Origin of the sequence: Streptomyces brevispora, from assembly GCF_007829885.1 — a bacterium.
Taxonomy (GTDB): domain Bacteria; phylum Actinomycetota; class Actinomycetes; order Streptomycetales; family Streptomycetaceae; genus Streptomyces; species Streptomyces brevispora.
Map to the genome: position 1 here is coordinate 6,235,633 of NZ_VIWW01000001.1, position 23,382 is coordinate 6,259,014.

General features: G+C 70.9%; 17 protein-coding genes and 1 pseudogene. 8 read left to right on the forward strand and 10 right to left on the reverse strand.

From position 1 onward, the window contains the following. Positions 1-47: 47 nt before the first annotated feature. Positions 48-734: a hypothetical protein gene (locus FHX80_RS28665; protein ID WP_145766845.1), complete on the forward strand. Its 687-nt coding sequence runs from the start codon at positions 48-50 to the stop codon at positions 732-734. Here the strand turns inward: FHX80_RS28665 and FHX80_RS28670 are convergent. The 3 genes from FHX80_RS28670 to FHX80_RS34885 form a co-directional block, all read right to left on the reverse strand. Further along, a complete protein-coding gene (locus FHX80_RS28670; RefSeq protein WP_145766846.1) occupies positions 719-4,540 on the reverse strand; it encodes a non-ribosomal peptide synthetase in 3,822 nt (1,273 codons plus the stop codon). The two genes, FHX80_RS28665 and FHX80_RS28670, sit on opposite strands and share 16 nt — an antisense overlap. Positions 4,541-4,544: 4 nt before the next feature. After that, on the reverse strand, positions 4,545-9,485 hold the full coding sequence (locus FHX80_RS28675) for a non-ribosomal peptide synthetase (RefSeq protein ID WP_145766847.1): 4,941 nt from the start codon (positions 9,483-9,485) through the stop codon (positions 4,545-4,547). An 890-nt stretch (positions 9,486-10,375) separates the two neighbouring features. Further along, on the reverse strand, positions 10,376-10,546 hold the full coding sequence (locus FHX80_RS34885; RefSeq protein ID WP_167523681.1) for a hypothetical protein: 171 nt from the start codon (positions 10,544-10,546) through the stop codon (positions 10,376-10,378). A 442-nt stretch (positions 10,547-10,988) separates the two neighbouring features. Between FHX80_RS34885 and FHX80_RS28685 the strand changes: the two genes are divergently transcribed. The 6 genes and pseudogenes from FHX80_RS28685 to FHX80_RS28710 all read left to right on the forward strand — a co-directional run bounded on the left by FHX80_RS28685 (position 10,989) and on the right by FHX80_RS28710 (position 16,553). Next, complete coding sequence (locus FHX80_RS28685) at positions 10,989-12,401, forward strand: family 2B encapsulin nanocompartment shell protein (RefSeq protein ID WP_145766848.1); 1,413 nt, start codon at positions 10,989-10,991, stop codon at positions 12,399-12,401. Between the two features lie 104 nt (positions 12,402-12,505). Further along, positions 12,506-13,807, forward strand: coding sequence for a family 2 encapsulin nanocompartment cargo protein terpene cyclase (locus FHX80_RS28690; RefSeq protein ID WP_145766849.1), 1,302 nt, complete (start codon positions 12,506-12,508; stop codon positions 13,805-13,807). Between the two features lie 16 nt (positions 13,808-13,823). Further along, complete coding sequence (locus tag FHX80_RS28695; protein ID WP_145766850.1) at positions 13,824-14,711, forward strand: geranyl diphosphate 2-C-methyltransferase; 888 nt, start codon at positions 13,824-13,826, stop codon at positions 14,709-14,711. A 154-nt stretch (positions 14,712-14,865) separates the two neighbouring features. Next, positions 14,866-15,585: pseudogene (locus tag FHX80_RS28700) on the forward strand (MFS transporter); the annotation flags it as partial. Positions 15,586-15,587: 2 nt separating this feature from the next. After that, positions 15,588-15,812 carry a hypothetical protein gene (locus tag FHX80_RS35275; protein WP_145766851.1) on the forward strand — a complete coding sequence of 75 codons (225 nt, stop codon included), beginning with the start codon at positions 15,588-15,590 and terminating at the stop codon, positions 15,810-15,812. 45 nt (positions 15,813-15,857) lie between these two features. Then, on the forward strand, positions 15,858-16,553 hold the full coding sequence (locus FHX80_RS28710) for a hypothetical protein (RefSeq protein WP_208764752.1): 696 nt from the start codon (positions 15,858-15,860) through the stop codon (positions 16,551-16,553). A 79-nt stretch (positions 16,554-16,632) separates the two neighbouring features. Here the strand turns inward: FHX80_RS28710 and FHX80_RS28715 are convergent, their stop codons facing one another. The 5 genes from FHX80_RS28715 to FHX80_RS28735 form a co-directional block, all read right to left on the reverse strand. Next, positions 16,633-17,127, reverse strand: a complete 495-nt coding sequence (locus FHX80_RS28715) for an FBP domain-containing protein (RefSeq protein WP_145766852.1) — start codon at positions 17,125-17,127, stop codon at positions 16,633-16,635. A 50-nt stretch (positions 17,128-17,177) separates the two neighbouring features. After that, on the reverse strand, positions 17,178-17,684 hold the full coding sequence (locus tag FHX80_RS28720) for a nucleotide triphosphate diphosphatase NUDT15 (RefSeq protein WP_145766853.1): 507 nt from the start codon (positions 17,682-17,684) through the stop codon (positions 17,178-17,180). Positions 17,685-17,830: 146 nt separating this feature from the next. After that, a complete protein-coding gene (locus FHX80_RS28725; protein ID WP_145766854.1) occupies positions 17,831-18,730 on the reverse strand; it encodes an NAD(+)/NADH kinase in 900 nt (299 codons plus the stop codon). Beyond that, a complete protein-coding gene (locus tag FHX80_RS28730; protein WP_145766855.1) occupies positions 18,727-19,740 on the reverse strand; it encodes an SPFH domain-containing protein in 1,014 nt (337 codons plus the stop codon). The genes FHX80_RS28725 and FHX80_RS28730 overlap by 4 nt, the downstream gene beginning before the upstream one ends. A gap of 233 nt (positions 19,741-19,973) precedes the next feature. After that, positions 19,974-20,603 (reverse strand): TetR/AcrR family transcriptional regulator, encoded by a 630-nt coding sequence (locus FHX80_RS28735; protein WP_145766856.1) that lies wholly within the window; start codon positions 20,601-20,603, stop codon positions 19,974-19,976. 554 nt (positions 20,604-21,157) lie between these two features. Between FHX80_RS28735 and FHX80_RS28745 the strand changes: the two genes are divergently transcribed. After that, the gene (locus FHX80_RS28745) at positions 21,158-21,400 is read left to right on the forward strand and encodes a hypothetical protein (RefSeq protein WP_145766857.1); all 243 of its coding nucleotides are present in this window, start codon (positions 21,158-21,160) and stop codon (positions 21,398-21,400) included. A gap of 196 nt (positions 21,401-21,596) precedes the next feature. Here FHX80_RS28745 and FHX80_RS28750 read toward each other — a convergent pair whose 3' ends face one another. Both FHX80_RS28750 and FHX80_RS28755 read right to left on the reverse strand, forming a co-directional pair. Further along, positions 21,597-22,397 (reverse strand): SAM-dependent methyltransferase, encoded by an 801-nt coding sequence (locus tag FHX80_RS28750; protein WP_145766858.1) that lies wholly within the window; start codon positions 22,395-22,397, stop codon positions 21,597-21,599. Between the two features lie 374 nt (positions 22,398-22,771). Beyond that, positions 22,772-23,323 carry a PadR family transcriptional regulator gene (locus FHX80_RS28755; RefSeq protein WP_145766859.1) on the reverse strand — a complete coding sequence of 184 codons (552 nt, stop codon included), beginning with the start codon at positions 23,321-23,323 and terminating at the stop codon, positions 22,772-22,774. Positions 23,324-23,382 lie beyond the last annotated feature (59 nt).

Here is a 23,382-nt window from a genome sequence, read left to right on the forward strand (position 1 = left end):
GCAAGATCGATCGACCACAGCGTGGGGTGCCCCGTAACATCCGATTTATGGCACTCATCGCTCGCACCGCGCAGGCGCTCCCCGACGAGACGCTGGACCAGCTGCGTTCGGCCGTCGCGATGGCCACCCGACCCGACCGGCTGGGCGGCCGCAGCCCCTATCACTACACCTTCTGGTACTCGCTGGGGACGCCGCCGCGCAATGTGGTCGAGGCGGCCGTCCGGAACCATCTCGTGCACCACATCCCCGCCGAGGTACGGGCGGCCGCCGTCGGAGTCGAGTGGTGGCTCGGGCGGCTGGCTCCGCCGTACGCCTCGAACTTCGAATTCGGTCTGCACCGTGACATCGGCGAGGATCCGGAGACCGGCGCGCTGGACTCCCCGATGCTGTCCAGCGTCGTGTACCTGACCGACGTCGACGACGGCCCGCTCGTGGTCTTCGGTGGCGAGCCGTCACCGGGGGAGCAGGACCGGGAGTTCGTCTTCCCGGCCAGGAATCTGTACGTCACGTTCCCCGGGCATCTATGGCACTCCGTGGGCAGCCGCGCCGACGTACACCAGGAACCGCCGACCGCCCCGGAGCATCGGGAACGACTGACGGTCCTGGTGAACTGGTGGCCGTACGAGCCGGGCGACATCGCCGCCGAGCCGATGAAGCAGGTCGCCGCGGCGTACGACGGGTCGATGTACCCGGAGTTGCGGGCGGCGGCCGCCGGCCCTCAGATCTCCTCGTAGCCCATCCGCCGGGTGATGGCGTCCCTGATCGCCGCGGCCAGCTGGTCCACATGCTCGGGATCGAACAGGCTCAGGTGGCTGCCCTTGATCTCGGTGGTCTCCAACTCGGCGACGAAGGCGCCCCACCCGCGGTCGTCGTCCATGTATCCCGCGGGGAACCTCGGCGCATCCGCGGGCAGCGGGTCACTGGCGCGCAGCAGTTCCACCTCGGCCGGGTAGAACTCCGGCCAGTAGTCGAGGAACGAGGCGCGGTTGCGCTCGACCATCCCGGTCAGCTCGGCCAGCGCCGCGGCGGCGTCGGCCTCGGCGCCCTCCAGGCGCAGTACGTCGAGCGCCAGGCACGCGGCCCGCACCTCGGCGGCTTCCGCCGCCGAGGACATGAACGAGGGCGGCGCCCAGGTGTCGAGCAGCAGCGTCGCGGCGACCGGCTCGCCGCGCAGCAGCCAGTGCCGGGCCATCTCGACCGCCACGCAACCGCCCATCGACCAGCCGGCGAGCACGACGGGGGCGACGCCGCGCACCGCGTCGACGGCGGCCACGTACCGGGCGGCGATCTCCTCGATCGTCGCCTGCGGGTCGTCCGGAAGCGACTGCAGGGCGTACAGCGCGAACTCCCCGCCGAGCCGCTGCGCCACCTCGTAGAACGGCAGCACCGAACCGCTCGCCGCGTGCACGAACACCACCAGTGGCGCGCCGGGGTTCTCGACCAGGTCGACCAGGTTGCCCTCGAGCGCAGGGGCGGCCTGCACCGCACCCAGCGTCGCCGCCAGCTCGCGGACCTTCGGGCCGGTGAAGACGTCCTGGACGGACGGCCGCAGGCCGAGCTCGCTCTCGCACTCCTCGATCAGTTTGAACACCAGCAGCGAATGGCCGCCCAGGTCGAAGAAGCTGTCGGTGACACTGACGGCGTCCCGGCGCAGGAGCCGGGCGTAGATCGCGGCCAGCCGGGCTTCCAAGTCGGTCTCCGGAGCGACGAAGTACTCGTCCTCGACGAGCGTGCCGCTGTCGCGCAGGTCGAGCAACGCGGCGACGTCGATCGCGCCGTCGTCGGCACGGACGATCCGGTCCACCACCGTGACGCTGCCCGGCACCAGGTAGTCGGGCAGCTGCCGGGCGGCGCCGTCGGCGAGCTCGGTCCCCGACAGTTCCCGATCACCACTCGGCACCACGAAGGCAGCGAGGCCGCCCTCGGGCGCCGCGGTGACCGCGCACAGGGCCACCCCGCCCTGGCCGGTGAAGGCCGCCTCGACGGCGGCCCGCTCGACGCGCATGCCGTGCACCGTGATCTGCCGGTCGATCGGGCCGAGGTACTCCAGCACACCGTCCTCCCGGCGCCGGCAGAGTTCGCCGGTGCGAACCATGCGGGCGCCGGGCACGCCGAAAGGGTCGGCCACGAACCGTTCCGCGGTCGGGGTGGGCAGCCGGTGGTAACCGTGGGCCAGGCCGGCCTCCCCGCCGACGTACAACTCGCCGGCGACGCCCACCGGGGTCGGCTCCAGCGCCTCGTCCAGCACGTACAGGGCGTGGTGGGCCACGCGCCGGCCCCGCTCGACGACCCGGCCGGTCTCCGGCCATCCCCGCCACGTGATGACCTCGCCGGGAAATCCGGCGACGGTCACCGGTTCGCCGCCGTGGAAGACCCGGCGCAGCGACCCGCCACCGGCGCCGTCCAGCGGCACCGACGCCGTCGTCCACAGCGTGGTGACGCGGTACGCGTCGATGTGTTCCATCAGGGGCCGAGGATCCCGGTGCACCACGGGCGGGCAGAGCAGGACCACGCCCCCGCAGGAAAGCGGCCAGAACGCGCCGTCGGGCGTCTCCGGGAGCACCACCTCGCCGGCGTCGAGGGGATGGGTGCGCCGCAGTTCCGCGACCTCGGCCAGCTCCGCGACGACGGGACGGGCGACGGCCCCCGGCCGGCCGGGGGTGTGGACCAGGCGGAGCAGGTCGTACCCGGTCTCCGCGACCGGCGGGTCGTCGGTGGACACATCGGCCCACCGCTCGGCGTCCGCGAACGAGACCACCTGCCACGATCCGGGCGGCACCTGGGCCGCCGTCGCCCGATCGGTGATCACCACGTCCGGAGCGACCTCTGCCAGCTGCTCCGGCGCGATCGCCGTGTACGGGGTGCCGAGCTTGGCCGCGGCGTACCGGGCGACGATCTCGTCGGCGCCGTGGGCGAGGCACAACGCCAGGACCGAGCCGGGCCGGACCCCGGCGCCGAGCAGGACCCATGCCAGCCGGTTGGCCCGGACGTTCAGTTCCGCGTAGCTCACCGCCCCCTCGCCGGTGTGGACCGCCACCGCGTCCGGAGTGCGGCGGGCCTGCTCCTCGAACGGCTGCGCCATCGTCCGGTACCGGATGTCCGGTTGCTCGGGTCCGGTCAGCTCGTGCAGCACGCGCTCCCGTTCGGCCGGAGCCAGCAGCGGCAGCTCGAACGCCCGCGCGTCGGGCTGCCCGGCGCCCGCGGCCAGCAGGCCCTCCAGGATGGAGGCGAAGCGCAGCGCGGTCGACTTCTCGAACAGGTCGGCGTCGTACACCAGGACGCCGCTCATCACGTCCTGGTCGACGAACAGGCTCACGGCCAGGTCCCACATCGCGGCGTTCGTGTCCAGCTCGGTGCCCATGTCGGCGGCGCCGCCCACCGCGATGGACTGCACGTTGACCATGGTCTGGAACACCGCCTGCACCCCGGAGAGCCGGGGCAGACCCAGTTCCGCCACCACCCGGTCGAAGGGCACCGTCTGGTGGTCATGGGCCTCCAGGACGGTCTCGTGCACCTGGCGGACGACCTTTCGGAACGTGGGGTCGCCGCTCAAGTCGGTGCGCAACGGCGCCGACTTCACGAAACAGCCCACGATCGACTCGGCGACCTCATGGTCCCGGCCGGCCAGCGGGACGCCCACGATGTTGTCCCGCTGCCCGGTCATCCGGGTCAGGAACACCTTGTACGCGGCCATGACGACGACGAACAGGGTGACCCCCTCGTCCGTCGCCAGCTGCCGCAGGCGGGCCAGCACCGGTCCGGGGACGGAGATCGGCACGGTGCCGCCGGACCGCCTCGACGTGGCCGGCCGGGGACGGTCCCTGGGCAGGTCCAGCACCGGCAGGTCGCCGGACAGCTTGCCGGTCCAGTAGGACAGGTCGCTCCGGACCGCCGTGTCGTCGGCGTTCTCCTGCTCCCAGGCCACGTAGTCGAGGAAGCCGACCGGCGGGGCCGGATCGAGCGGACCACCGGCCAGCAGGGTGTCGAGCTCGGCGACGACCATAGCCCGGGACAGCCCGTCGATGACGATGTGATGGAAGTTGATCGCCAGCATGGTCCGGTCGCCGGGCAGGGCGAACCCGATGATCTGGAAGAAGCACGGCCCGTCGAGCGGGAACGGGCGCCGAGCGGCCTCGTTGCCGCTCGCGGTGGCCCGCGCCTCCGCCTCACCGGCCGCCAGATGCCGCAGGTCGTGCCAGGTCACCGGCGGCTCGATCGGGCCGTCGTCCTGCTGCATCGGCACGCCGTCGCGCTCGAACATCCTTACTCTCAGCACGTCGTGACGGGCCATCAGCTCGACCGTGACCGCGCGCAACGTCGGGAGGTCGAGTGCCCGGTCCAGGGTCCGCAGCTCCGGCAGGCTGTACTCGCTGGTGTCCGGGTACTGGCGGCAGGAGAACCAGATCCTCGCCTGCGGCGGGTTGAGTGGCACCGGGGTGCCCGGCGGTACCGGCGCGACGCGCGGGCCCCGCGTTGCGGTGCTCCGCTCGCGCAGCAGCTTCATGAGCAGCTGCTGCTTCTCCACGTTCAGTGCGGTCATGGGATCATCCCTCCCGGCCGCCGCGTTGCGCGGCGGCGTCGTCGGACAGCGTGGCCAACTCGGCGACCAGCGCCTTCTCCAGGTACTCAGCCACACCCGCGATCGTCGGCGCGCTGAAGAACTGTCGTACGGTGACCGCCACCCCGAACCGGGTCTTGACCCGGTGCAGCATCTGCAACGCCGACAGCGAGGTGCCGCCGGCCTCGAAGAAGTTCTGCCGCCGGCCGATCTCCTCGACGTTCAACAGGTCGCGCCACACCTCGGCGAGCTGAGACTCGATCAGCGAGGTGGTCTCGGAGACCCCGGCACGTGCCCCGCGATCCTGCGCGGTCGGCGCCGGCAGCGTCTGCCGGTCGACCTTGCCGGACGGGGTGAGCGGCAGCGCGGCCAGCTTCACGTACACCGTCGGCAGCAGGTACCGGGACAGGTAGCCGGCCGCGTACTCCGCCACGTCGGGGACGACGGCGTCGGGTCCCACCAGATAGGCGACGATCTCCTTGGCGCCGGGCTCGTCCTCCCGGATCCGCACGGCAGCCTGCTCGACCGCGGGGTGGCCCCGCAGCACCTCCTCGATCTCCCCGGGCTCCACCCGTACGCCCCCGACCTTGGCCTGGCCGTCGGACCGCCCGGCGTAGTGCAGCAGGCCGTCGTCCTCCCGGACAGCCAGGTCGCCGGTGCGGTACAGCCGCTCCCCGGGCGTCACGGGCCACGGGTGCGGCAGGAACCGTTCCGCGGTGAGGGCCGGCCGGCCGAGGTAGCCGCGGGCCAGGCCGTCCACGCCCGCGACGTAGAGCTCGCCCACCACACCGGCGGCCACCGGCCGCAGAGCCTCGTCGAGCACGAACAGCCGGTAGCCGTTGACCGCCCGGCCCATCGGGACACCGCTCCCGTCCGGCCAGTCACGGCCGCTCCACAGCGCGACCTCCGAGGTCTCCGTCTGGCCGTACGCGTTGTCCAGCTCGATGTCGAAGTGGGCGGCGAACCGCCGCAGCATCGCGGTGGGGACCGACTCGCCTGACGTCTGCACGCGGTCGAGGCCGGGGTACTTGGTGGCGGAGACCGTGGCCAGATACATGTCCAGCATCGACGGGACGAAGTGGGCGAGCGTCGTGTCCGGCGTGGCGAGCAGCTCGGCCAGGTAGGGCACGTCGGTCTCCGTGCTGGCCTCGGCCAGCAGTATCGTCGCGCCGGCCCCGAGCGTCGCGAAGATCTCCCAGATCGCGACGTCGAAGATCAACGGGGTCTTGTGCACCACCTGGCGGCCCGGGCCCAACTCGTAGCGCCGGGCGATCCATTCCACCCGCGACGCCGCGCAGCCGTGATCGATGACCACACCCTTGGGCCGGCCGGTCGACCCGGACGTGTAGTAGACGAACGCCGTGTTGCGGGGGTGGATCCCGACCGCCGGTCCGCCTTCCGGGGCGGCCGCGTCCGGGTCGATCACCGGCACGTCCTCCAGCCCGGCCGGCACCGCGGACGCGATCAACGCGGCCATCGCGGAGTCGGCGGCGATCCAGCGCAGCCGCTCGGCCGGATAACCGGCGTCCAGCGGCACGAACCCGGCACCGGCGCGAAGCACCCCGAGCACCGCGGCGACCGAGGCGACCGAGCGCTCGACGCAGACCCCGACCAGTGCCTCCGGACCGATGCCGGCGGCGGCCAGCGTGGCCGCGATCGCCTCGGCCCGCGCGTCCAGTTCGGCGTAGCTGACGGCGTTCTTCCCGGACCGCACGGCCACCGCGGACGGGTCGAGGGCCAGCGCCGTGCGGAAGCCGTCGTGCAACAGCGTGCCGGCGGCGCTGCGGTCCCGGTGGTCGGCGTTGATCGCGGTCAGCTGGGCCGTGGCCGCGGCAGGCGGAAGCAGCGGCAACTCGGCCAGTCGTGCCGCCGGATCCGCCAGCGCCGACTCGAGAAGCGTCACCAGGGCGTCCTGCCAGCGATCGGCGGACGGGCGGTCGAAGCGGCGGGTGGCGTACTCCACCTCGCCGGTGACCCCGCCGGTGTCCAGCCGCAGTGTGCACGTCAGCGCCACCTTGGCGGTGCCCGAGTGGATCAGCTGCTCGGTGATGTCGAGGCCGTCGATCGTCCCGCCGTCGTCCACCGGAGTGGACTGCAGGACGAACATGGTCTGGAACACCGGGTTCTCGGCGGCGCCCCCGCCCTGGGCGATGCCGCCGGTCATCTCCGAGAACGGCAGGTCCTGCCGGGACAGCGCCTCGGCCAGCGCCGCGTCGGTGCGCTCCACCAGCTCCCGGAAGCTCATCCGGGGGGTGAACCGCATCCGCAGCGGCACGGTGTTCACCAGGTATCCGATCAGCTCCTCGGTGCCCGCCCGCCCCCGGCCGGCCATCGGAACACCGACCACGATGTCGTCGGCGCCGCCGGTCATCCGGTGCAGCGTGGCGAAGAAGCCGGCGAGCAGCACACCGAACGGGGTCGAGCCGCAGGCCCGGGCCACGTCCTCGACCTGGGCCGGGCCGAGGCCCCCGAGCCTGAGCGGCAGGGAGAACCCGCCCTGCCCCGGCGCCCCGGTCGGCCGGCCGGGCTCCACGACCGGCGCATCGCCGGACAGCCGGTCCGTCCAGTAGCGCCGCTGCCCGGCCGCCTCCTGCGAGGCCAGCCAGCGTTCCTGCCAGGCGACGTAGTCGGCGTACCGCAAGGTGGGTTCGGGCAGCCGGTGGCCCTGGTACAGCGCGGCGAACTCACGCCGGAACACCCCGAGCGACCAGGCGTCGAAGGCACTGTGATGCACGTCGAGCAGCCAGAGGTGGTTCTCGTCGTCGACCCGGTAGCAGGAGGAACGCAGCAACGGTCCGGTGGACAGGTCGAACGGCCGGGCCGCATCCGCCTCCGCCCGGCGTGTCGCGGAGGCACGGTCCGCCACCGCCGTCACCCGCGTGCGGACCGGACTCGGTGGCCGCAGGCGCGCCCGGACCAGGCCGTCGCGTTCCGCAAGGGTGCCACGCAGTGCCTCGTGCCGGGCCAGCAGCTCGGTGAGCGCCGCGTCCATCCGGTCGACGTCGAGCGGACCGGAGATCCAGTACCCGAGGGGCACGGCGTACGTCGCCGCGCCGCGGTGCAGCTTGTCCAGGTACCAGAGGGCGGCCTGGCCACGGGACACGGGCCGCCACTCGTCGCGCTCGCCGGTCGGCGTAACGGCGCCCACGCCGGGTTCGTACCGTCGCGCCCGGTCCAACAGCGCGGTGAGACCGGCCACGGTCGGTGCCGAGCGCAGCTGGTCGAAGGTCAGCGCCGACCCGGTGGCCTGGGCTATGCGGCTGAGCAGCTGCAGTCCGCGCAAGGAGTCGCCGCCCGCTGCGAAGAAGTCCTCGTCGTCGCCCGGCAACCGGCCCAGCACCTCCGCGACGAGTTCCGCGACGGTCTGCTCAGCGGTGGACGGTGCGACCGGGCCGGGCCGGTCGGCGACGGCAGGCAGCGGCGGCAGCTGGGACGTGACGACCTTGCCGCTCAGCGGGGACCGCGGGATCCTGTCCATCCGTACGATGGTCTGCGGGACCATCACGGCGGGCAGCCGGCCGGTCAGCTCGACCCGGAGCGCGGCCTCCGCATCCGGCTGCGCGTCCGCCTCGACGTACGCGATCAGGCGCGCACCGGCGACCGGGTCGTCGGCCGTGACCACGACGGCGTCGCGTACGCCGGCGCAGGCGCGCACCGCGTGCTCCACCTGGCCGGGCTCGATCCGGAATCCACGGACCTTCACCTGACGGTCCGAGCGGCCGAGGAACTGCAGGTTCCCGTCGGTCAGTAGCGCGGCCCGGTCACCGGTCCGGTACATCCGCGTGCCGGGCGGCCCGAACGGGTCCGGGCGAAACCGGTCGGCGGTGGCCGCGGGCGCACCCAGATAGCCGCGGGCCAGCCCGAAGCCGGCGATCCACACGTTTCCCGGTTCACCGTCGGCCACCGGCGTCAGATCGTCGTCGTCGAGCAGGTGCACGGTCTCCCCGGGCAGCGGCCGGCCGATCGGCACGAGCCCGATGTCGGGCAGGTTCGCCGGGTCCGGCCGGTACGTGGTGCAGCTGATCGTGGTCTCGGTGGGCCCGTAGTCGGCGACGAAGTCCACCGGCCGTGAGCCGACGACCGCCGTCCAGGCAACCAACTTGTCCATGCGGATCTTGTCGCCGCCGATGAAGACCATGCGCAAGGTCTCGGGCAGCGCCACCACCCCGGCCCGCAGGTCGTCCGTCCACTGGTGCCAGTACGCGCTCGGCAGGCTCACCGCGGTCACACCGCGCGCGGTGATCAGTTCGGTCAGCTCGACGCTCGTCGGCCGCGGCGCATCCGGTAGCACGACCGTCCCACCGGCGAGCCAGACCGGCAGCACCTCCTCCAGCGAGGCGTCGACGGCCATCGAGGTGAACTGGAGGAACCGGTCGGTCGACCGCAGGCCCAGCTCGGCCCCCATCGCGACGGCGTGGCCGGCCAGTCCGGCGTGCGGGATCCCGACCGGCTTCGGCCGGCCGGTGGAGCCGGAAGTGAAGATGCAGTAGGCGAGGTTGTCCGGCCACATCGCCGGAGCCGCGGCCTCGACCGGGTCCGCGCCCGCCAGGTCGGCCAGCTCCACGACCGAGAAGCCCGAACCGGTGGGCACCGGACCGGATCCGGAGTGCAGCAGCAGCTCCACCTCGGCGTCGGCCAGCATCGAGGCGGCCAGCTCCGCGGGGAGCGCGGCGTCGACCGGGACGTACACGCCGCCGGCCTTCCAGACGGCGAGCAGCGTCACCAGCCAGCTCGCCGACTGCTCGACGGCCAGCCCGACCCGAACCTCGGGGCGCACACCACGCGCGGCGAGCAGACCGGCCAGTCGCCCGGCCTGTTCGTCGAGTTGGGCGTAGCTCAGGACTCCCTCACGGGACACGATCGCGGGCGCGGTCGGCGTCCGCGCCGCCTGCGCCTCGATCAGCTGGTGTACGCAAAGATTCGACATGAATAGCCTGCCTCCGTATCCGAATGGGCGTGAATCGCGCACGGGGAACGGGGACCTGCCACCGTGTCCAACTGTGTGAAATGCGCGGTCAGACAATGCCTCGAGCAGTACTTCAGCAGGCTAGACCTGGATTTCGCAGGTGGGGAATCGCTTCGTCCTCCAGCGGAGTCCGGTTGGGGCCGATATGGAGAAGCCGTTTCTCAACCGATCATGGAACGTGCGGTTCGAACAGGGCGTGCTGGTGGAGTGATCTTCCGGCTGTTCGCGCATGATGACATGGCCTCTTGATGGTTCGCGGATACGAACCCAACCCAACTGTTCAGGAGGCCCGTTGCCACATGTATGGCAACGCGGCTGATCATCCGGAGCGGGTGGCAAGCCCTCCGTCGGGCACGTCGGACACGTCGGATGAGGAATGGGTGGTGGTGGGGCCTCTGTTGCCCACCCCGGCTCGGCTGGAGAAACGGGGGCGGGCGCCCCGAGGGCTGCTGCCACCGTAAGACGCTGGATCAATGCCACGAAGTCAGGGCCTGTGGATCATTGACTCGCTGTCTTGATCTTTGACGGGACGGGGGTACAGGCCGCGGTCGAGTGCTCGTATAGGTGCTCCAGTGTGGTGAGTTGGCCGTCGGTGGGATCGATGGTGTGCTCCATCTTTATCAGTGGTTGGCGCATGTCGCGGATATGACTGGTGATCGTCTCTGGGTAGACGCCGAAGAGGGTGGCGACGGCGATGCTTTCGTTGTCGCGGACAAGCTGCCGTTGCCCGGAGCGTGCACACACGTCATCTGATTGCCGGGGCCGGGGCCGGGGCCGGGATCGTGCCCGGGACCGAGATCGATTCTCGGCTCGTCGTGCCCGGGACTGAGGCGCCACCTCGTCGGCCGTAGTCACCGTGACCGGTCGGTCTTCGAGGCGTGCGCGGTGGTGAAGACGCCGGGGAACGTGGTGCGGACAAGGGCCGCGGCGGTGGGAGCGGTCGGACTGCGTGCCTGGAGCAGACCGATGCCGAAGTCGGGTGAGTGCGGCCCGCCTTCACCTGAATACCGCATGGTGCTCATGGGTATCGCCCCAGCCGTGCCGTCTCCCGACCGAATCTTTTCGTATGCCTGATGCCATGCTGCGAGAATGATCTTGATGCATAACGAGGTCGGCGGAAGCGGGCAGTCGTTTGCTCTGGCTCGATCGCTTGTAACGTCTGGGGATACGGCACTTCTGCCCCTCTGCGACTCAGCGATCCCGCACCGCGGAAGCAATATCGACAGCCTGCGGGCGCGCGCCACGAACCGCGGCTGAATTCCGTCGGTGCCAGGGCAAACCTCGTACGGACATGATCATCGTATCGAGTTAATGTCGACGACTTTCCTTGGTTCGGAGGGCGAGGCGGCCCATAGGGTTCCTCTGGATCCGGACGGATTCCTTTTCGTATACACCGATTCCGTGCTGTTGCCCGGTGACGTCCGCATATGCGCGTCACCGCCCCGACCAAGGAGTGTCTGCCCGATGACAGTTGACTCAAGCTCGGACGCGCGGCTGGAACTGCCCCGGCAATCCAGCCTGGGGACGGCGGCTGCCCGCAACCTCGCCACCACGACCAAGTCGGCTCCGCAGATGCAGGAGATCACCTCCCGCTGGCTGCTGCGGATGCTCCCCTGGGTGGAAACCAAGGGCGGGGCGTACCGGGTGAACCGTCGCCTGAGCTACACGGTCGGCGACGGGAGGGTGGACTTCGTCCAGGACGGCGCCGACGTCCGGGTGATCCCCCAGGAGCTGGGTGAACTGGCCTTTCTGCGCGGCTTCGACGACATCGAGGTGCTGACCGCCCTCGCCGACCGGTGCGTCCAGCGCGAGTTCCGGATCGGTGAGGCGCTGGTCGAGCGAGGGGCACCCGCCGATCAGCTCCACCTGATCGCCCACGGCCGCATCGGTCGGACCTCCGTCGGCAACTACGGCGACGAGGTCCATCTGGACGTGCTCGCGGACGGCGACCGCTTGGGAGAGCACGCCCTGCTGGACGAGGACGCCCGGTGGGAGCACACCGCCACCGCCGAGACCGCCGGCACGCTGCTCACCCTGTCGCGCGCCGACTTCGCGGCCGTGGCGTCCACGGCGCCGAGTCTCCGAGGACACCTCGAAGCGTTCGCATCGCGTTCCGACCGGCGTCAGAACCATCGCGGCGAGGCGGAGATCGCCATGTCGGCCGGCCACGTCGGCGAGCACGAGCTGCCCGGCGCGTTCGCCGACTACGAACTGAATCCGCGCGAGTACGAACTCTCGGTCGCCCAGACCATCCTGCGGATCCACACGAGGGTCGCCGACCTCTACAACGGTCCGATGAACCAGACCGAGGAACAGCTCAGGCTCACCATTGAGGCGCTGCGCGAGCGCCAGGAGCACGAGCTGATCAACAACCGGGAGTTCGGCCTGCTCCACAACGCCGACTTCAAGCAGCGCATCCAGACGCACTCCGGGCCGCCCACCCCGGACGACCTGGACGAACTGCTTTGTCGTCGCCGCGGTTCCAAGTTCTTCCTCGCGCACCCCCGGACGATCGCGGCGATCGGGCGCGAGTTCAACTCGCGCGGGCTCTATCCGGACCACGTGGACCTCGGCGGTCAGCAGGTGCCGGCCTGGCGCGGGGTCCCGATCCTCCCCTGCAACAAGATCCCCGTCACACCGGAGAAGACCAGCTCAATCCTCGTCATGCGTACCGGCGAGGAGAACCAGGGTGTCATCGGGCTGCACCAGACCGGCCTGCCGGACGAGTACGAACCGGGTCTTTCGGTCCGTTTCATGGGACTTGACGAGAAGGCGATCACGTCCTACCTCGTCACCACCTACTACTCCGCCGCCATCCTCGTGCCGGACGCGGTCGGCGTGCTGGAGAACGTGCAGATCGCCCGCTGGCCCAAGTAGCGGGACCGGCCCGCTCGGCGTGGTGCGACGCCCCGGACCGCCAGGGGCGGCCTCGCGCGCCCGGAAGCCTTCGAACAGCCGCCCACCCCACCAAGGAGCCATGGATGCCCGCGCCTGAGCTGCCACCTCCGCAGTCGAGCCTGCCCGAGGCCGCTTCCCACTTCGGGGCGCACATTCTCGACGCTGCCTCGGCCCGCGCCCGCGACATCAAGGCCGCCACCGGCGGCGCACCCCGCGTGCCCTCCCTGCCCGCCCCGCCTGCGATGTCCGCGCCCACCCTGCCCATCCCCGGCGCACCGGCAGTCAAGACGTCGGCAGCGAGCGCCGGCCTGGAACGGATCCTGCGCGGACCCGATGGCCTGGGCACGGGGAGCCTGCGCATGATCCTGCGGGAGGAGACCCCGACGCCGGCTGCCGCCCCGGCGGAGGGAATCCCGATCCCTGGCCTCTACTACCACCCGATTCCCGAACCCGACCCGGTACGGGTCGAGGAGGTCAGCCGAAGGATCAAGTCCTGGGCATTGGACGAGGTCGCCCTGTATCCCGACGACTGGGAGGAGGAGTTCGACGGCTTCTCCGTGGGCCGCTACATGGTCGGTTGCCATCCTGACGCGCCCACCGTCGATCACCTGATGCTCGCCACACGCCTGATGGTGGCGGAGAACGCGGTGGACGACTGCTACTGCGAGGACCACGGTGGGTCACCCATCGGCCTGGGCGAGCGGCTGCTGCTGGCGCACACCGCCCTTGACCCCCTGCATACGGCGGAGGAGTACCAGCCGGGATGGGCGAAGTCGCTCCACGCGGACGCGCCCCGGCGCGCCTACCGCTCCGCCATGGAGTACTTCGTACGAGCGGCGGGCCCCTCCCAGGCGGACCGGCTCCGGCACGACATGGCCCGGCTGCACCTGGGATACCTCGCCGAAGCGGCCTGGGCCCAGTCGGAGCACGTTCCGGAGGTGTGGGAGTACCTGGCGATGCGTCAGTTCAACAACTTCCGCCCCTGTCCCACCATTACCGACACCGTCGGCGGCTACGAACTCCCGGCGGACCTGCACGCCCAGGCAGCCATGCAGAAAGTCATCGCTCTGGCGGGGAACGCCACGACCATCGTGAACGACTTGTACTCGTACACCAAGGAACTCGACGCTCCGGGCCGGCACCTGAACCTGCCCGTCGTGATTTCCGAGCGTGAGGGACTCACCGACCGGGATGCCTATCTGAAGTCGGTCGATATTCACAACGAGCTCATGCGCGACTTCGAGACCGCGGCCGCAGACCTGGCCGTCGCCTGCCCCGTACTGAGCGTGCAGCGCTTCCTGCGGGGCGTGGCCGCTTGGGTGGACGGCAATCACCACTGGCACCAGTCCAACACCTATCGCTACAGCCTGCCCGACTTCTGGTAAGAGAATGGACTCATCCGTGACCAACACCGAACTCACCACCGCCCCCACCTCTACCTCCGTGCGCATCCCCCGCCCGGCGACGCCCTACCAGGGGGATATCGCCCGCTACTGGGACGGGGAGGCCAGGCCGGTGAACCTGCGTCTCGGCGATGTCGACGGCCTCTACCACCACCACTACGGCATCGGTGAGGTCGACCACTCCGCACTCGGCGACACCGAGGACAGTGCGAGCGAGAAGAGGCTGATCTCCGAGCTCCACCGACTGGAGTCGGCGCAGGCCGAGTTCCTCCTGGGGAACCTCGGTGACATCAAGCGTGACGACACCCTGGTGGACGCCGGCTGCGGCCGCGGCGGGTCGATGGTGATGGCGCACCAGCGCTTCGGATGCAAGGTCGAAGGTGTCACGCTGTCGGCCAAGCAGGCCGACTTCGCCAACGGGCGTGCCCATGAGCTCAGTTTGCAGGACCATGTCCGCGCCCGCGTCTGCAATATGCTCGCCATGCCGTTCGAGACCGGGTCGGTCGCGGCATCGTGGAACAACGAGTCGAGCATGTACGTCGACCTCCACGACCTCTTCGCCGAACACTCCCGCATCCTTGAGGTCGGCGGTCGCTACGTGACCATCACCGGCTGCTGGAACCCGCGGTACGGCCAGCCTTCGAAGTGGGTCTCGCAGATCAACGCGCACTTCGAGTGCAACATCCACTCGCGCCGGGAATACCTCCGGGCCATGGCCGACAACCGCCTCGTGCCGCAGGCCGTCATCGACCTCACTCCCGACACCCTGCCCTACTGGGAGTTGCGGGCTACGTCCTCGCTGGTCACGGGAATCGAGGACGCGTTCATCAACTCCTACAGGGACGGGTCCTTCCAGTACCTCCTCATCGCGGCCGACCGCGTCTGACCGGAGCGCGGCCGGGCGATTCCGTATCACCGTCACAGGTGGGCGGGATCGCCCAGGGCGCTTCACCGGACCATCCGAACTGGCCGTCCACAAGGCCGGGGAATAGCTTGGCCCCCGACGCGGCCGAGGTACCTCCGATGGGTGGGATGGGCCTATGCGCAGCAGAGCCGTACTCCCCAGCGACGCCCGGAATCCGCCGGGTCCGGGCTACAAGTGGATCGCCCTGTCGAACACCACGCTGGGTGTGCTGATCGCGACGATCAACCTCTCGATCATCCTCATCGCTCTGCCGGACATCTTCCGCGGCATCGGAGTGGACCCCCTGCAGCCGGGCAACACGAGTCTGCTGCTCTGGCTGATCATGAGCTACATGGTCGTCACCGCGGTCCTGGTGGTGAGCTCCGGCCGGCTGGGCGACATGTACGGCCGGGTCAGGATGTACAACCTGGGGTTCGCGGTCTTCACGGTGTTCTCCGTACTGCTCTCGGTGACCTGGATGCACGGCACGGCCGGCGCCCTGTGGCTGATCGGGATGCGGGTACTCCAGGGAGTCGGTGGAGCGATGCTGATGGCGAACTCGAACGCCATCCTCACCGACGCCTTCCCGCCCCGGCAGCGCGGTCTCGCTCTGGGGCTCAATCAGGTCGCAGCCGTCGCGGGGTCGTTCATGGGACTGGTGCTGGGTGGGCTGCTCGGCCCCTTCGACTGGCATCTGGTGTTCCTGGTCTCCGTGCCGATCGGCCTGTTCGGAACCGTCTGGGCCTATCTGAAGCTGCACGACACCGGAGTCCGCACCCCGGCCCGGCTCGACCGGTGGGGGAACCTGACCTTCGCGGTCGGCCTGATCGCCGTACTGTCCGGCATCACCTACGGCCGGTGCGCAATCTGCTTGGCCCGGAATCACTGGCGCGTCTGCCCATCAGCCACGCCGACTACCTCACCGGACGGGCGTTCTTCCCGAAGCTGATCTCCGAACCGTTCGAGCAGGGCCTCTCCGTCGCCTTCGACTTCGCCATCGCGGCGTGCCTGGTGGCCGCAGTCGTCTCGCTGCTCCGCGGCGGCCGCTACGTCCACGGCGAGACGGCGACGACGAAGGCATGACACCCGCGGTCCACCGCCCGCCGGGGACCGGGCGGGGCCGACGCGATGCGGCGCTACCACGACCTGACGCGCCTGGACCCCGGCGCCCATGGGCCCGGCGTGCTCACCACGAACTACGGGCAGGCGCGGGCGGCTCTCCAGGAGGTGGCAGGCCGGACGAAGGAGCCCGCGCCGCGCACCCTGCTGGACCGACTGACCCGCAATCTCGACATTGCTCTGGCCGACATGAGGATCGGACTGGCACCGGCCGGCAGCGCCGAACTGGACGCCGCACGCCGGGAGTACCGGGCACTCGTGCACCGCGACCGGTTCAACGGCATCTGCCTGCCCAACATGCTGGCATGGGGGCGCTGGAACGGTCCGGACGGCCAGTCACCCTACGACGACGCCCGGATCCGCCAGGATGTGGTCGACACCTACGCGAGCCCCGCGCTCGGGTTCGGTGATCCGGGGTTCCTGGTGCTCGAACGGGCCGGTGACCCGGTGCCGTTCGACGTGGAGGCCCAGGACGTCGACTTCGCCGGCCACACCGTCCACTGGACGGCCACCGCGCCCGACGGCGTCGTCCTGGAGCCGTCGAGCGGCACGCTGAAGGTGCGCGGCACCCGGGGCGCCACCGCGCGGGTCGCCGGACGGGCCACCGCGGACGCGGCGGCCGGGTCGCACCCGGTCACACTGGAGTTCCGGCTGGCCGACGGGACGCGGCTGGTCCCCTCCCGGGTGGAGACCGACATCCGCTGACCAGCACGGCCCGCCCCGGCATCCGGACGCCGGGGGCGGGCCCGGCCGTCCGTCCCTGGCCACCCCTGCGCACCCTGGCTCAGCTGAAGAGCTTGGCCACGAACGCGGAGAGATTGGCCGAGGTGCGGGCGATCTGCTCCTCCACCGTCAACGACTCCTGGAAGCGGGCACCGGCGGCCACGGCCTTCTTCCCCCGGACGTAGAGCGAGCAGGCCAGATCGGTGCACATGTACAGGCCGACCGAATTGCCCTCGCGCCCTGCCGGCCCGGCCTTGCGGGCGGTCATCAGGGAAACCCCGCTGCCCGGGTGCGTGGTCAGACAGAGCGAGCACATGCTGCGGTGCAGAAAGCCGCGCTGCTGGGAGGGGAAGCGGAGCGTGATGCCCGCCGGCCGGCCGTCGTGCTCGGTGACGATGTAGCTGCGCCCGGGAGCGGAAAGGTCACGCCAGCCGAGGAAGTCCAGGTCCTCCCACGGCAGGTCCTCGAAATCGCGGGGGAGCGGCAGACGCTTGGCTTCCCCCTTGGAGCAGTTGACGAACGATGTGCGGATGTCCTGCTCGGTCACGGCCTTCATGCAACCGACGCTAACTCTGCCTATGACCCCTAGGCAAATGAATAAATGATTTAGGGGTTCACCTGCGTATCCTCGGGCAGTACGGCCAGTCGGTGCACGGGCGGGTGCTCGATGCCGAGATCGGGGCGCCAGGCCGCGAGGATCTGGGCCGATGGGTCGAACAACGGCGTCGGCAGGGCCTCGGGCCGGGTCCACCGCCAGCTGCTGATGAGATGGGGTTCGGTCACCTGCGGACTGCCCGAATCCACCGCGACCAGTGCGGCCATCGTCACCCGGTTGATGCCGCCGACCGCGTCGTGCAGCATCGAGAAGATGCTCATGTCGCGCTCGGCGACCTCCAGCCCCGTCTCCTCCCGGAGCTCCCGCACCGCCGCCGCCGCGATGGACTCGTGCGTCGGATCGACCTTCCCGCCGGGCAGTTCCCAGGTGCCGCTGTGGTGCCGGCCGAGCAGGATGCGCCCCTGTGCGTCCTGCACGATCACTCCCACGCCCAACGCGGCCTGGGCCAGTGGCGGCCGGGAGTTGCGGGCGGGGATCTGCGCCGGGTCGCGGTCCATTGGTTGCTCCTCGGAGTGATCGGCGGTCGGTGACCGGTGCGAGGCGTCGAGCCTACGGCGAGCCGCGGCGGACACCGCGGCGGACACCTCGGCGGCGGCCACGTTCGCCCCGGCTCTTCCCGGAGCGCCGCCCCGGGGGTGGCTGGTCACACCGTCAGCCGCAGCGACGTGGGTGAGATGCCGAACCGTACGGTCTGACCCCATGTCAACTCCAGTGCGTCCGACTCCATTCCGTCGCCGAAGACCACCACCCGGTCGGATTCCACGGTCAGCCGCAGCCCCTGCCCGCGGCCCAGCTCGCCCGAGACCAGCGAGGTCCCGGTGACCGGCGACGGCCAGGCCTCCCGGACGAACCAGAGCAACCGGGAGTCGGTGGGCCCCGGCAGCGTGAGCGGGCTGCGGCGCTCCTGCCACAGGGAGCGCAGCCAGCCGGTGGCGCCGGTGCCGGTGCCGACCAGGACACCGGAGGAGGCCTGCGGTTCGGTGGGGGAGTCCGCCACGTCGGGGCCGAGCCGGTAGCGGGCCGTCTGGTGCCCCGGCGGCCCCAGGTAGATCTCGTTGAGGGCCAGCAGCCGCTGGGTGTCGTCGGCCACCGCCTCGACCATGGTGAGCTCGTCCGCCGCACTGCCCGGGGACACGGCCGCGCGCAGCAGCGCGGCGGCGTCGGCGGGCCGGTGGCGGACCAGGACTCCCGGATTGCGTCCGGGATCGGTGTCGATGCCGACGACCGGCTGGCCGGAGAGGTACTTGGCGGCGTTGGCGACCAGGCCGTCCTGGCCGACGACGACCACCACGTCCTCGGGTGCGAACAGGAACCGGTCCAGATCCTGGCGCTCCACCCGGGACCGGCGCCACTGCAACGGAACGGCCGCCGCCACATCGGCGAGTGCCCGCCGGGTCCGCTCGTGCCGCCGGGCGACCTCCTCGATGGACCGGCCCCGGCTCGTCAGGAAGAACGCCGCCTGGCCATGGGTGCCGTGCCGGGCGAGCAACTCCTCGTACTCGGTGGTGCGGTGGACCAGAACCGCTCTCGGGGCCAGGCTCATTCCCGGGTGTCCGGAGCGGGCCGGCCGAGCTTGGTGAGCAGGCCGGTGAGGACGTCGGGGGAGAGGGTGAGGCTGTCGATGCGCGGCAGGTTCTCGGCGAGCCGGGTGGCGGCCAGCGCGTGCAGGGTCGCGGCCTCCACCTCTCCGTGCACCCGGAGCCAGGCCGCCTGGGACTCGGCGCGGGCCGCGCCGACCTCACGCGCCGATTCGGCCTCGGCGCGGGCGAGGCGGACCTTGCGCGCCGCCTCGGCCTCGGCGCGTACGCCGTCGGCCGCCGCGTTCTCCTCGGCCTCGCGCCGGGTGTTGGTGCCGCGCTGCTCGACCAGCTGCTCCTCGCGGCGGGCGAGTTCGATCTGACTGGCGAGCTCGTTCTCGGCGATGGTCCGCTCGCGCTCGACGGCCACGGCCCGCCGCTCGTACGTCGCCCGGTCGGCCTCCTGCTGGATCTGCTCGCGGGCGGGGGTGCGCAGGGCCCGTTCCACCTCGGCCTCGGGCCGGATGGCGACGACGCGCACCGCCACCACCTCGATTCCGGTGGCGGGCAGCCGGGGCTCGTCGGCCAGGCCCGCGGCGACCCGTTCGCGCACCGTGGCGACGCCGTCGACCAGCGCACCGGCCAGCGGGGTGCGGGCCAGCACGTCCAGGGTGTGCTGCTGGGCCGTTTCGGTGAGCAGCGTCGCGATCTGCTCCAGCGGTGCGCCGCGCCAGGCGCCGGAGTCCGGGTCGACGGAGAAGTCCAGGCGCGCGGCGGCCTCGGCCGGATCGCTGATGCGGTACGTCACGGTGGCCTGCACGGTGACGTCCTGGAAATCGGCGGTGCGGGCGTGGAACGCCATGGCCAGTTCGCGGTCGTTGACCGGCACCTCGGAGAGTGCGGCGCTGAGCGACCGGTACCAGAAGCTCAGCCCCGCCCCGTCGTGCGCGAGCCGGCCGCGCTTGTGGTGGCGGATGTGAGCCGTGGGCGCGGAGCGCAGATGGCGCCAGCCGAAGCGCCTGGTGATGTCGGCCATGATGGAACCCCCTTGTTTTCGTCACTGAGACGATAATAGAGGCCGCGTCCTATCGTCAAGAGGACGAAAAGGGGGAGTGTGGGCGGCGGGTGCCGACGGGGCCGGTGCTACGAACGCGGGCGGCCGGTGACTTCCGAAGAAGTCACCGGCCGCCCGGACGGTGCGCCGCCCCCGTCCCCACGGTGCGGCGCGGGCGAGCCGTCGTCATCCGCTGGAACGACGGCCCACGTCTGTCAGGACCTGGACGCGGGGGCGTCCAGGCCGAGTGCGGGAAGGACGGCGCTCTCCACGAAGCGGACGAGGAAGGTCTCGTCGGCGTAGCCCCCCTCCAGCAGGGGCCGGGCGCGCATCACGCCCAGCAACTGCGCGGAGACGAATTCCACGGCCGGGTTGTCCGCCGCCACTTCGCCGCGCTCCACGCCACGTCTGACCATGGCGTCGATCGCCGCGAGCTCCGGCAGGATCAGCGCTTCGCGCATCGCGCACAGCAGCTCGGGGCTGTGGAGAGCGGCATGGCTCAGGGCCAGCATCAGAGGCGTGTCACGTCCGGAACCCTCGCCGATGACCTTCGCCGCCTCGCGCAGGTCTCCCCTCAGCGTGCCCGTGTCGATCCCCGGCAGCAGTCCGCGCCGGGTGCCGTGCAGTGCCGCGACGACCAGCTCCGGCTTGGAGCCCCACTGGCGGTAGAGCGTCGACTTGCCGCAGCGGGACCGGGAGGCGACACCCTCCATGGTGAGTGACTCGTAGCCACTCTCCCTGAGCATGTCGAGGACTGCCGTGAAGAGCTCCTGTGCCCGTTCCGGCGTGATCTTCGAGCGGCGCGACACGGGGGCCGCCTCCTGCCCGGCTTCCTGCGGCGACATGCGCGTTCCCTCTCTGCGACTTTGCGACTCTGCGACGAGGTCCATCGATACGCCAGTGTACCGATACGAGAGCGTTCCGATACGTTCCCGTATCGGTACACTGGCGTATCGATATGGCGTGGACCGGTCCATGCCGCCTTGACACCGCTTCGTCAGCAAAGGGGCACCGGGTGATGTTCGCCGGTAGCAGGCCCGCAGATCGGGAGCCGGACAGTTCTGCCCGACCGCGCCGCGGCGGCCATCGGCCTGGCCCTGCTGGGGGAGCGCCTGCAGGGCGGGACGATCAGCCTGGTCGCGGCGCTGCTGGGCGCGGCCGCCGCCGTACGCGGAGTCTTCCTGCTCAGCCACGCGCAGGCCGGGGCGGCACCCGGCGTCAAGGCCGCCACTGCGGCCGGGCCCGCGCCCGCTCCCCCCGCACCGTCGCGGGTGGTCATCAGGACCCCGCGTGTGCTCCGCACGGAACACGGACACGTCCGCAGGATCAGGGCCGGCCGGTCCTGACGCGTGTCGCGGAAGGCCGCGGGGGGTTCCCGGGTCGACCGAACCGCCTGCCGGTGAGGCAGCCGACGGGTGCCGACCCTGTCCCCGACTCCGACATCGTTCACCGCTGGACGACGACGGTGACGCTGAAGTCGACCGGCGCCCAGCTTCAGATGGTGCAGTGGAACACCGGCGGCGACCTCGGTGGCGGAAACACGCCGAAGCCGACCCGTGACGCACCCCCGCTCTCCCAGGAGCAGGCGGTGGCCGCACTCACCGGTCCCACCTGGGCGCCGATCCTCGGTGCCGTCGGCTGACCTCTTGCATTACCGAAAGCGAGGGAGGCACCCCCATGACCTGCTGCGTCGGCAGGTCATGGAGGTCCTGGTCGGTGCCGTCGTCCCCCCACAGGCCGGACGCGGTGGCCTCAGACCGCCGAGCTACGGGGAGCTCCGACGGTCCGGCGCCAATTCACCTGCAAGGCCCGGTATTTGGCGGCAGGGAATTCACCGGTTACGCCTTGCGGGCCACGGCACACCACATGGGCAGGGTATCGTCCGGGGTGTCGTCCGGGCCCGGGTGCCAGCGAGTCAGCGTGACCACCCCCGGTTCCAGGATTTCCAGGCCTTCGCAGAAACGACGCACCTCTGAGTGGATGCGGGGCGTGGCCGAGGCGTGGTTGGCGGCGCGCTCGTTGTAGATCCGCATCGATTCCGCGACCTCGGGAGCGGTGACGTCGGCGGCCGGATGCGACAGCACAAGGTGACTGCCCGGGGCAAGGCGGTCCAGCAGCCGGCGAGTGATGTCCCAGGGGTCCTCGGTGTCCTTGATGTACTGGAGGACCGCCACGAGCATGAGGCCGACCGGCTGGTCGAGATCCAGGTTCCGGGAGGCCGCTTCGAGGATCGTGTCCACGTCCCGCACATCGGCCTGCACATAGTCGGTCTGCCCCTCGGGACCGCTGACCAGGAGCGCCCGCGCGTGGGAGAGCACGATCGGGTCGTTGTCGACGTAGACAACGCGTGATTCGGGGGCGGCCTGTTGCGCCACCTCGTGGGTGTTCGCCGCAGCGGGAATCCCCGTACCGATGTCGAGGAACTGACGGACCCCGACCCCGGTCAGGTGGCGTACGGCGCGGCCGAGGAAGGCACGGTTGGCCCGGACCGACGGAACGATCGTCGGGTTCGCCAGGGCGGCCAGCTCTGCCGCCTCCTGATCCACCGGATAGTGGTCCTTCCCGCCCAGCCAGACGTTGTACACACGGGCGGGGTGCGCGCTCGCGGGATGCGGTGCGGACAGCGTGTTCTCATTCATTGTTTTGTCTCCTCGTGCGGCCGCCACAGCCAGCTCGAACTCAAGTCCGGACACGGTACCTCCATGATCCGCCGCCCCTTGCAGGCGGCCCATGTCCCTGGGCACGTCGAGGGTTTCGGACCGGGGCGCCCGGACGATCGGATGCTGCGCCCCAGCCCGGCATTGTGCGAGCGGCTCGATGTGCTCGCCCACGGTGGACGGCAAGTCGACGTGTCTGGCGCGGCGTTGTCCCGCCGCCTGCGCTGTGGGTACCGCGAGGCCTGCTCGGGGCTGCCGGCCGTTGGCGAGCCGGAGAAGGACCGCAGCCACTCGGCGGTATCAGGGCCGCCGTGCACGCGAAATCCCAGGAACCACTCCCGCCCCGCCTGCCCGGCCTACTCCGGCTCGCGCGCGGCCGTGACGGCGTCGTCGGCCAACGCACTGGTCAGCCAGCCGATCCAGAAGTTCTCCAGATCGATGCCGCCCCGCAGCACCAGATGCCGCAGCCGGTCCTGCGCCGCGCTGCGCTCCGGCGGGAAGTCCCGCTCCTCGATCGCCAGATACTCCGCGAGCTGCTGTCGGTGCAGCGCCAGATGCCTGCGCAGTTCCGTATCCAGGCCGGGTGCGCCGACGACTGCCGCCGCCCGCATCCGCAGCAGCAGTGGGTCGCGGACCTGCTTCGGGTCCTCCGGGCGGGCCACCCAGACGGACAGCGCCTCGCGGCCCGCCGACAGCACCTCGTACTCCTTCTTCTGCCCCCGGGCGGGCTGCGCCGGCACGAGTGCCCTGATCTGCCCGGCCTGTTCCAGCTTTCCCAGCTCGCGGTAGATCTGCTGGTGCGTGGCCGACCAGAAGTAGCCGATCGACCGGTCGAACCTGCGGGTCAGCTCCAGCCCCGACGAAGGCTTTTCGAGCAGGGCGGTGAGGATCGCGTGCGGGAGTGACATGGGGTGCATCCTAAGGACGGCCGGGCGAGCGGCCCCACGACACGGGCCCGCGGCCCGCG

Excerpts from the sequence above, each read along its gene's own strand:
- FHX80_RS28665 (WP_145766845.1), top strand. The coding sequence starts at position 48 with ATGGCACTCATCGCTCGCACCGCGCAGGCGCTCCCCGACGAGACGCTG.
- FHX80_RS28670 (WP_145766846.1), bottom strand. The coding sequence starts at position 4,540 with ATGACCGCACTGAACGTGGAGAAGCAGCAGCTGCTCATGAAGCTGCTG.
- FHX80_RS28675 (WP_145766847.1), bottom strand. The coding sequence starts at position 9,485 with ATGTCGAATCTTTGCGTACACCAGCTGATCGAGGCGCAGGCGGCGCGG.
- FHX80_RS34885 (WP_167523681.1), bottom strand. The coding sequence starts at position 10,546 with ATGAGCACCATGCGGTATTCAGGTGAAGGCGGGCCGCACTCACCCGAC.
- FHX80_RS28685 (WP_145766848.1), top strand. The coding sequence starts at position 10,989 with ATGACAGTTGACTCAAGCTCGGACGCGCGGCTGGAACTGCCCCGGCAA.
- FHX80_RS28690 (WP_145766849.1), top strand. The coding sequence starts at position 12,506 with ATGCCCGCGCCTGAGCTGCCACCTCCGCAGTCGAGCCTGCCCGAGGCC.
- FHX80_RS28710 (WP_208764752.1), top strand. The coding sequence starts at position 15,858 with ATGCGGCGCTACCACGACCTGACGCGCCTGGACCCCGGCGCCCATGGG.
- FHX80_RS28715 (WP_145766852.1), bottom strand. The coding sequence starts at position 17,127 with ATGAAGGCCGTGACCGAGCAGGACATCCGCACATCGTTCGTCAACTGC.
- FHX80_RS28720 (WP_145766853.1), bottom strand. The coding sequence starts at position 17,684 with ATGGACCGCGACCCGGCGCAGATCCCCGCCCGCAACTCCCGGCCGCCA.
- FHX80_RS28725 (WP_145766854.1), bottom strand. The coding sequence starts at position 18,730 with ATGAGCCTGGCCCCGAGAGCGGTTCTGGTCCACCGCACCACCGAGTAC.
- FHX80_RS28730 (WP_145766855.1), bottom strand. The coding sequence starts at position 19,740 with ATGGCCGACATCACCAGGCGCTTCGGCTGGCGCCATCTGCGCTCCGCG.
- FHX80_RS28735 (WP_145766856.1), bottom strand. The coding sequence starts at position 20,603 with ATGTCGCCGCAGGAAGCCGGGCAGGAGGCGGCCCCCGTGTCGCGCCGC.
- FHX80_RS28750 (WP_145766858.1), bottom strand. The coding sequence starts at position 22,397 with ATGAATGAGAACACGCTGTCCGCACCGCATCCCGCGAGCGCGCACCCC.
- FHX80_RS28755 (WP_145766859.1), bottom strand. The coding sequence starts at position 23,323 with ATGTCACTCCCGCACGCGATCCTCACCGCCCTGCTCGAAAAGCCTTCG.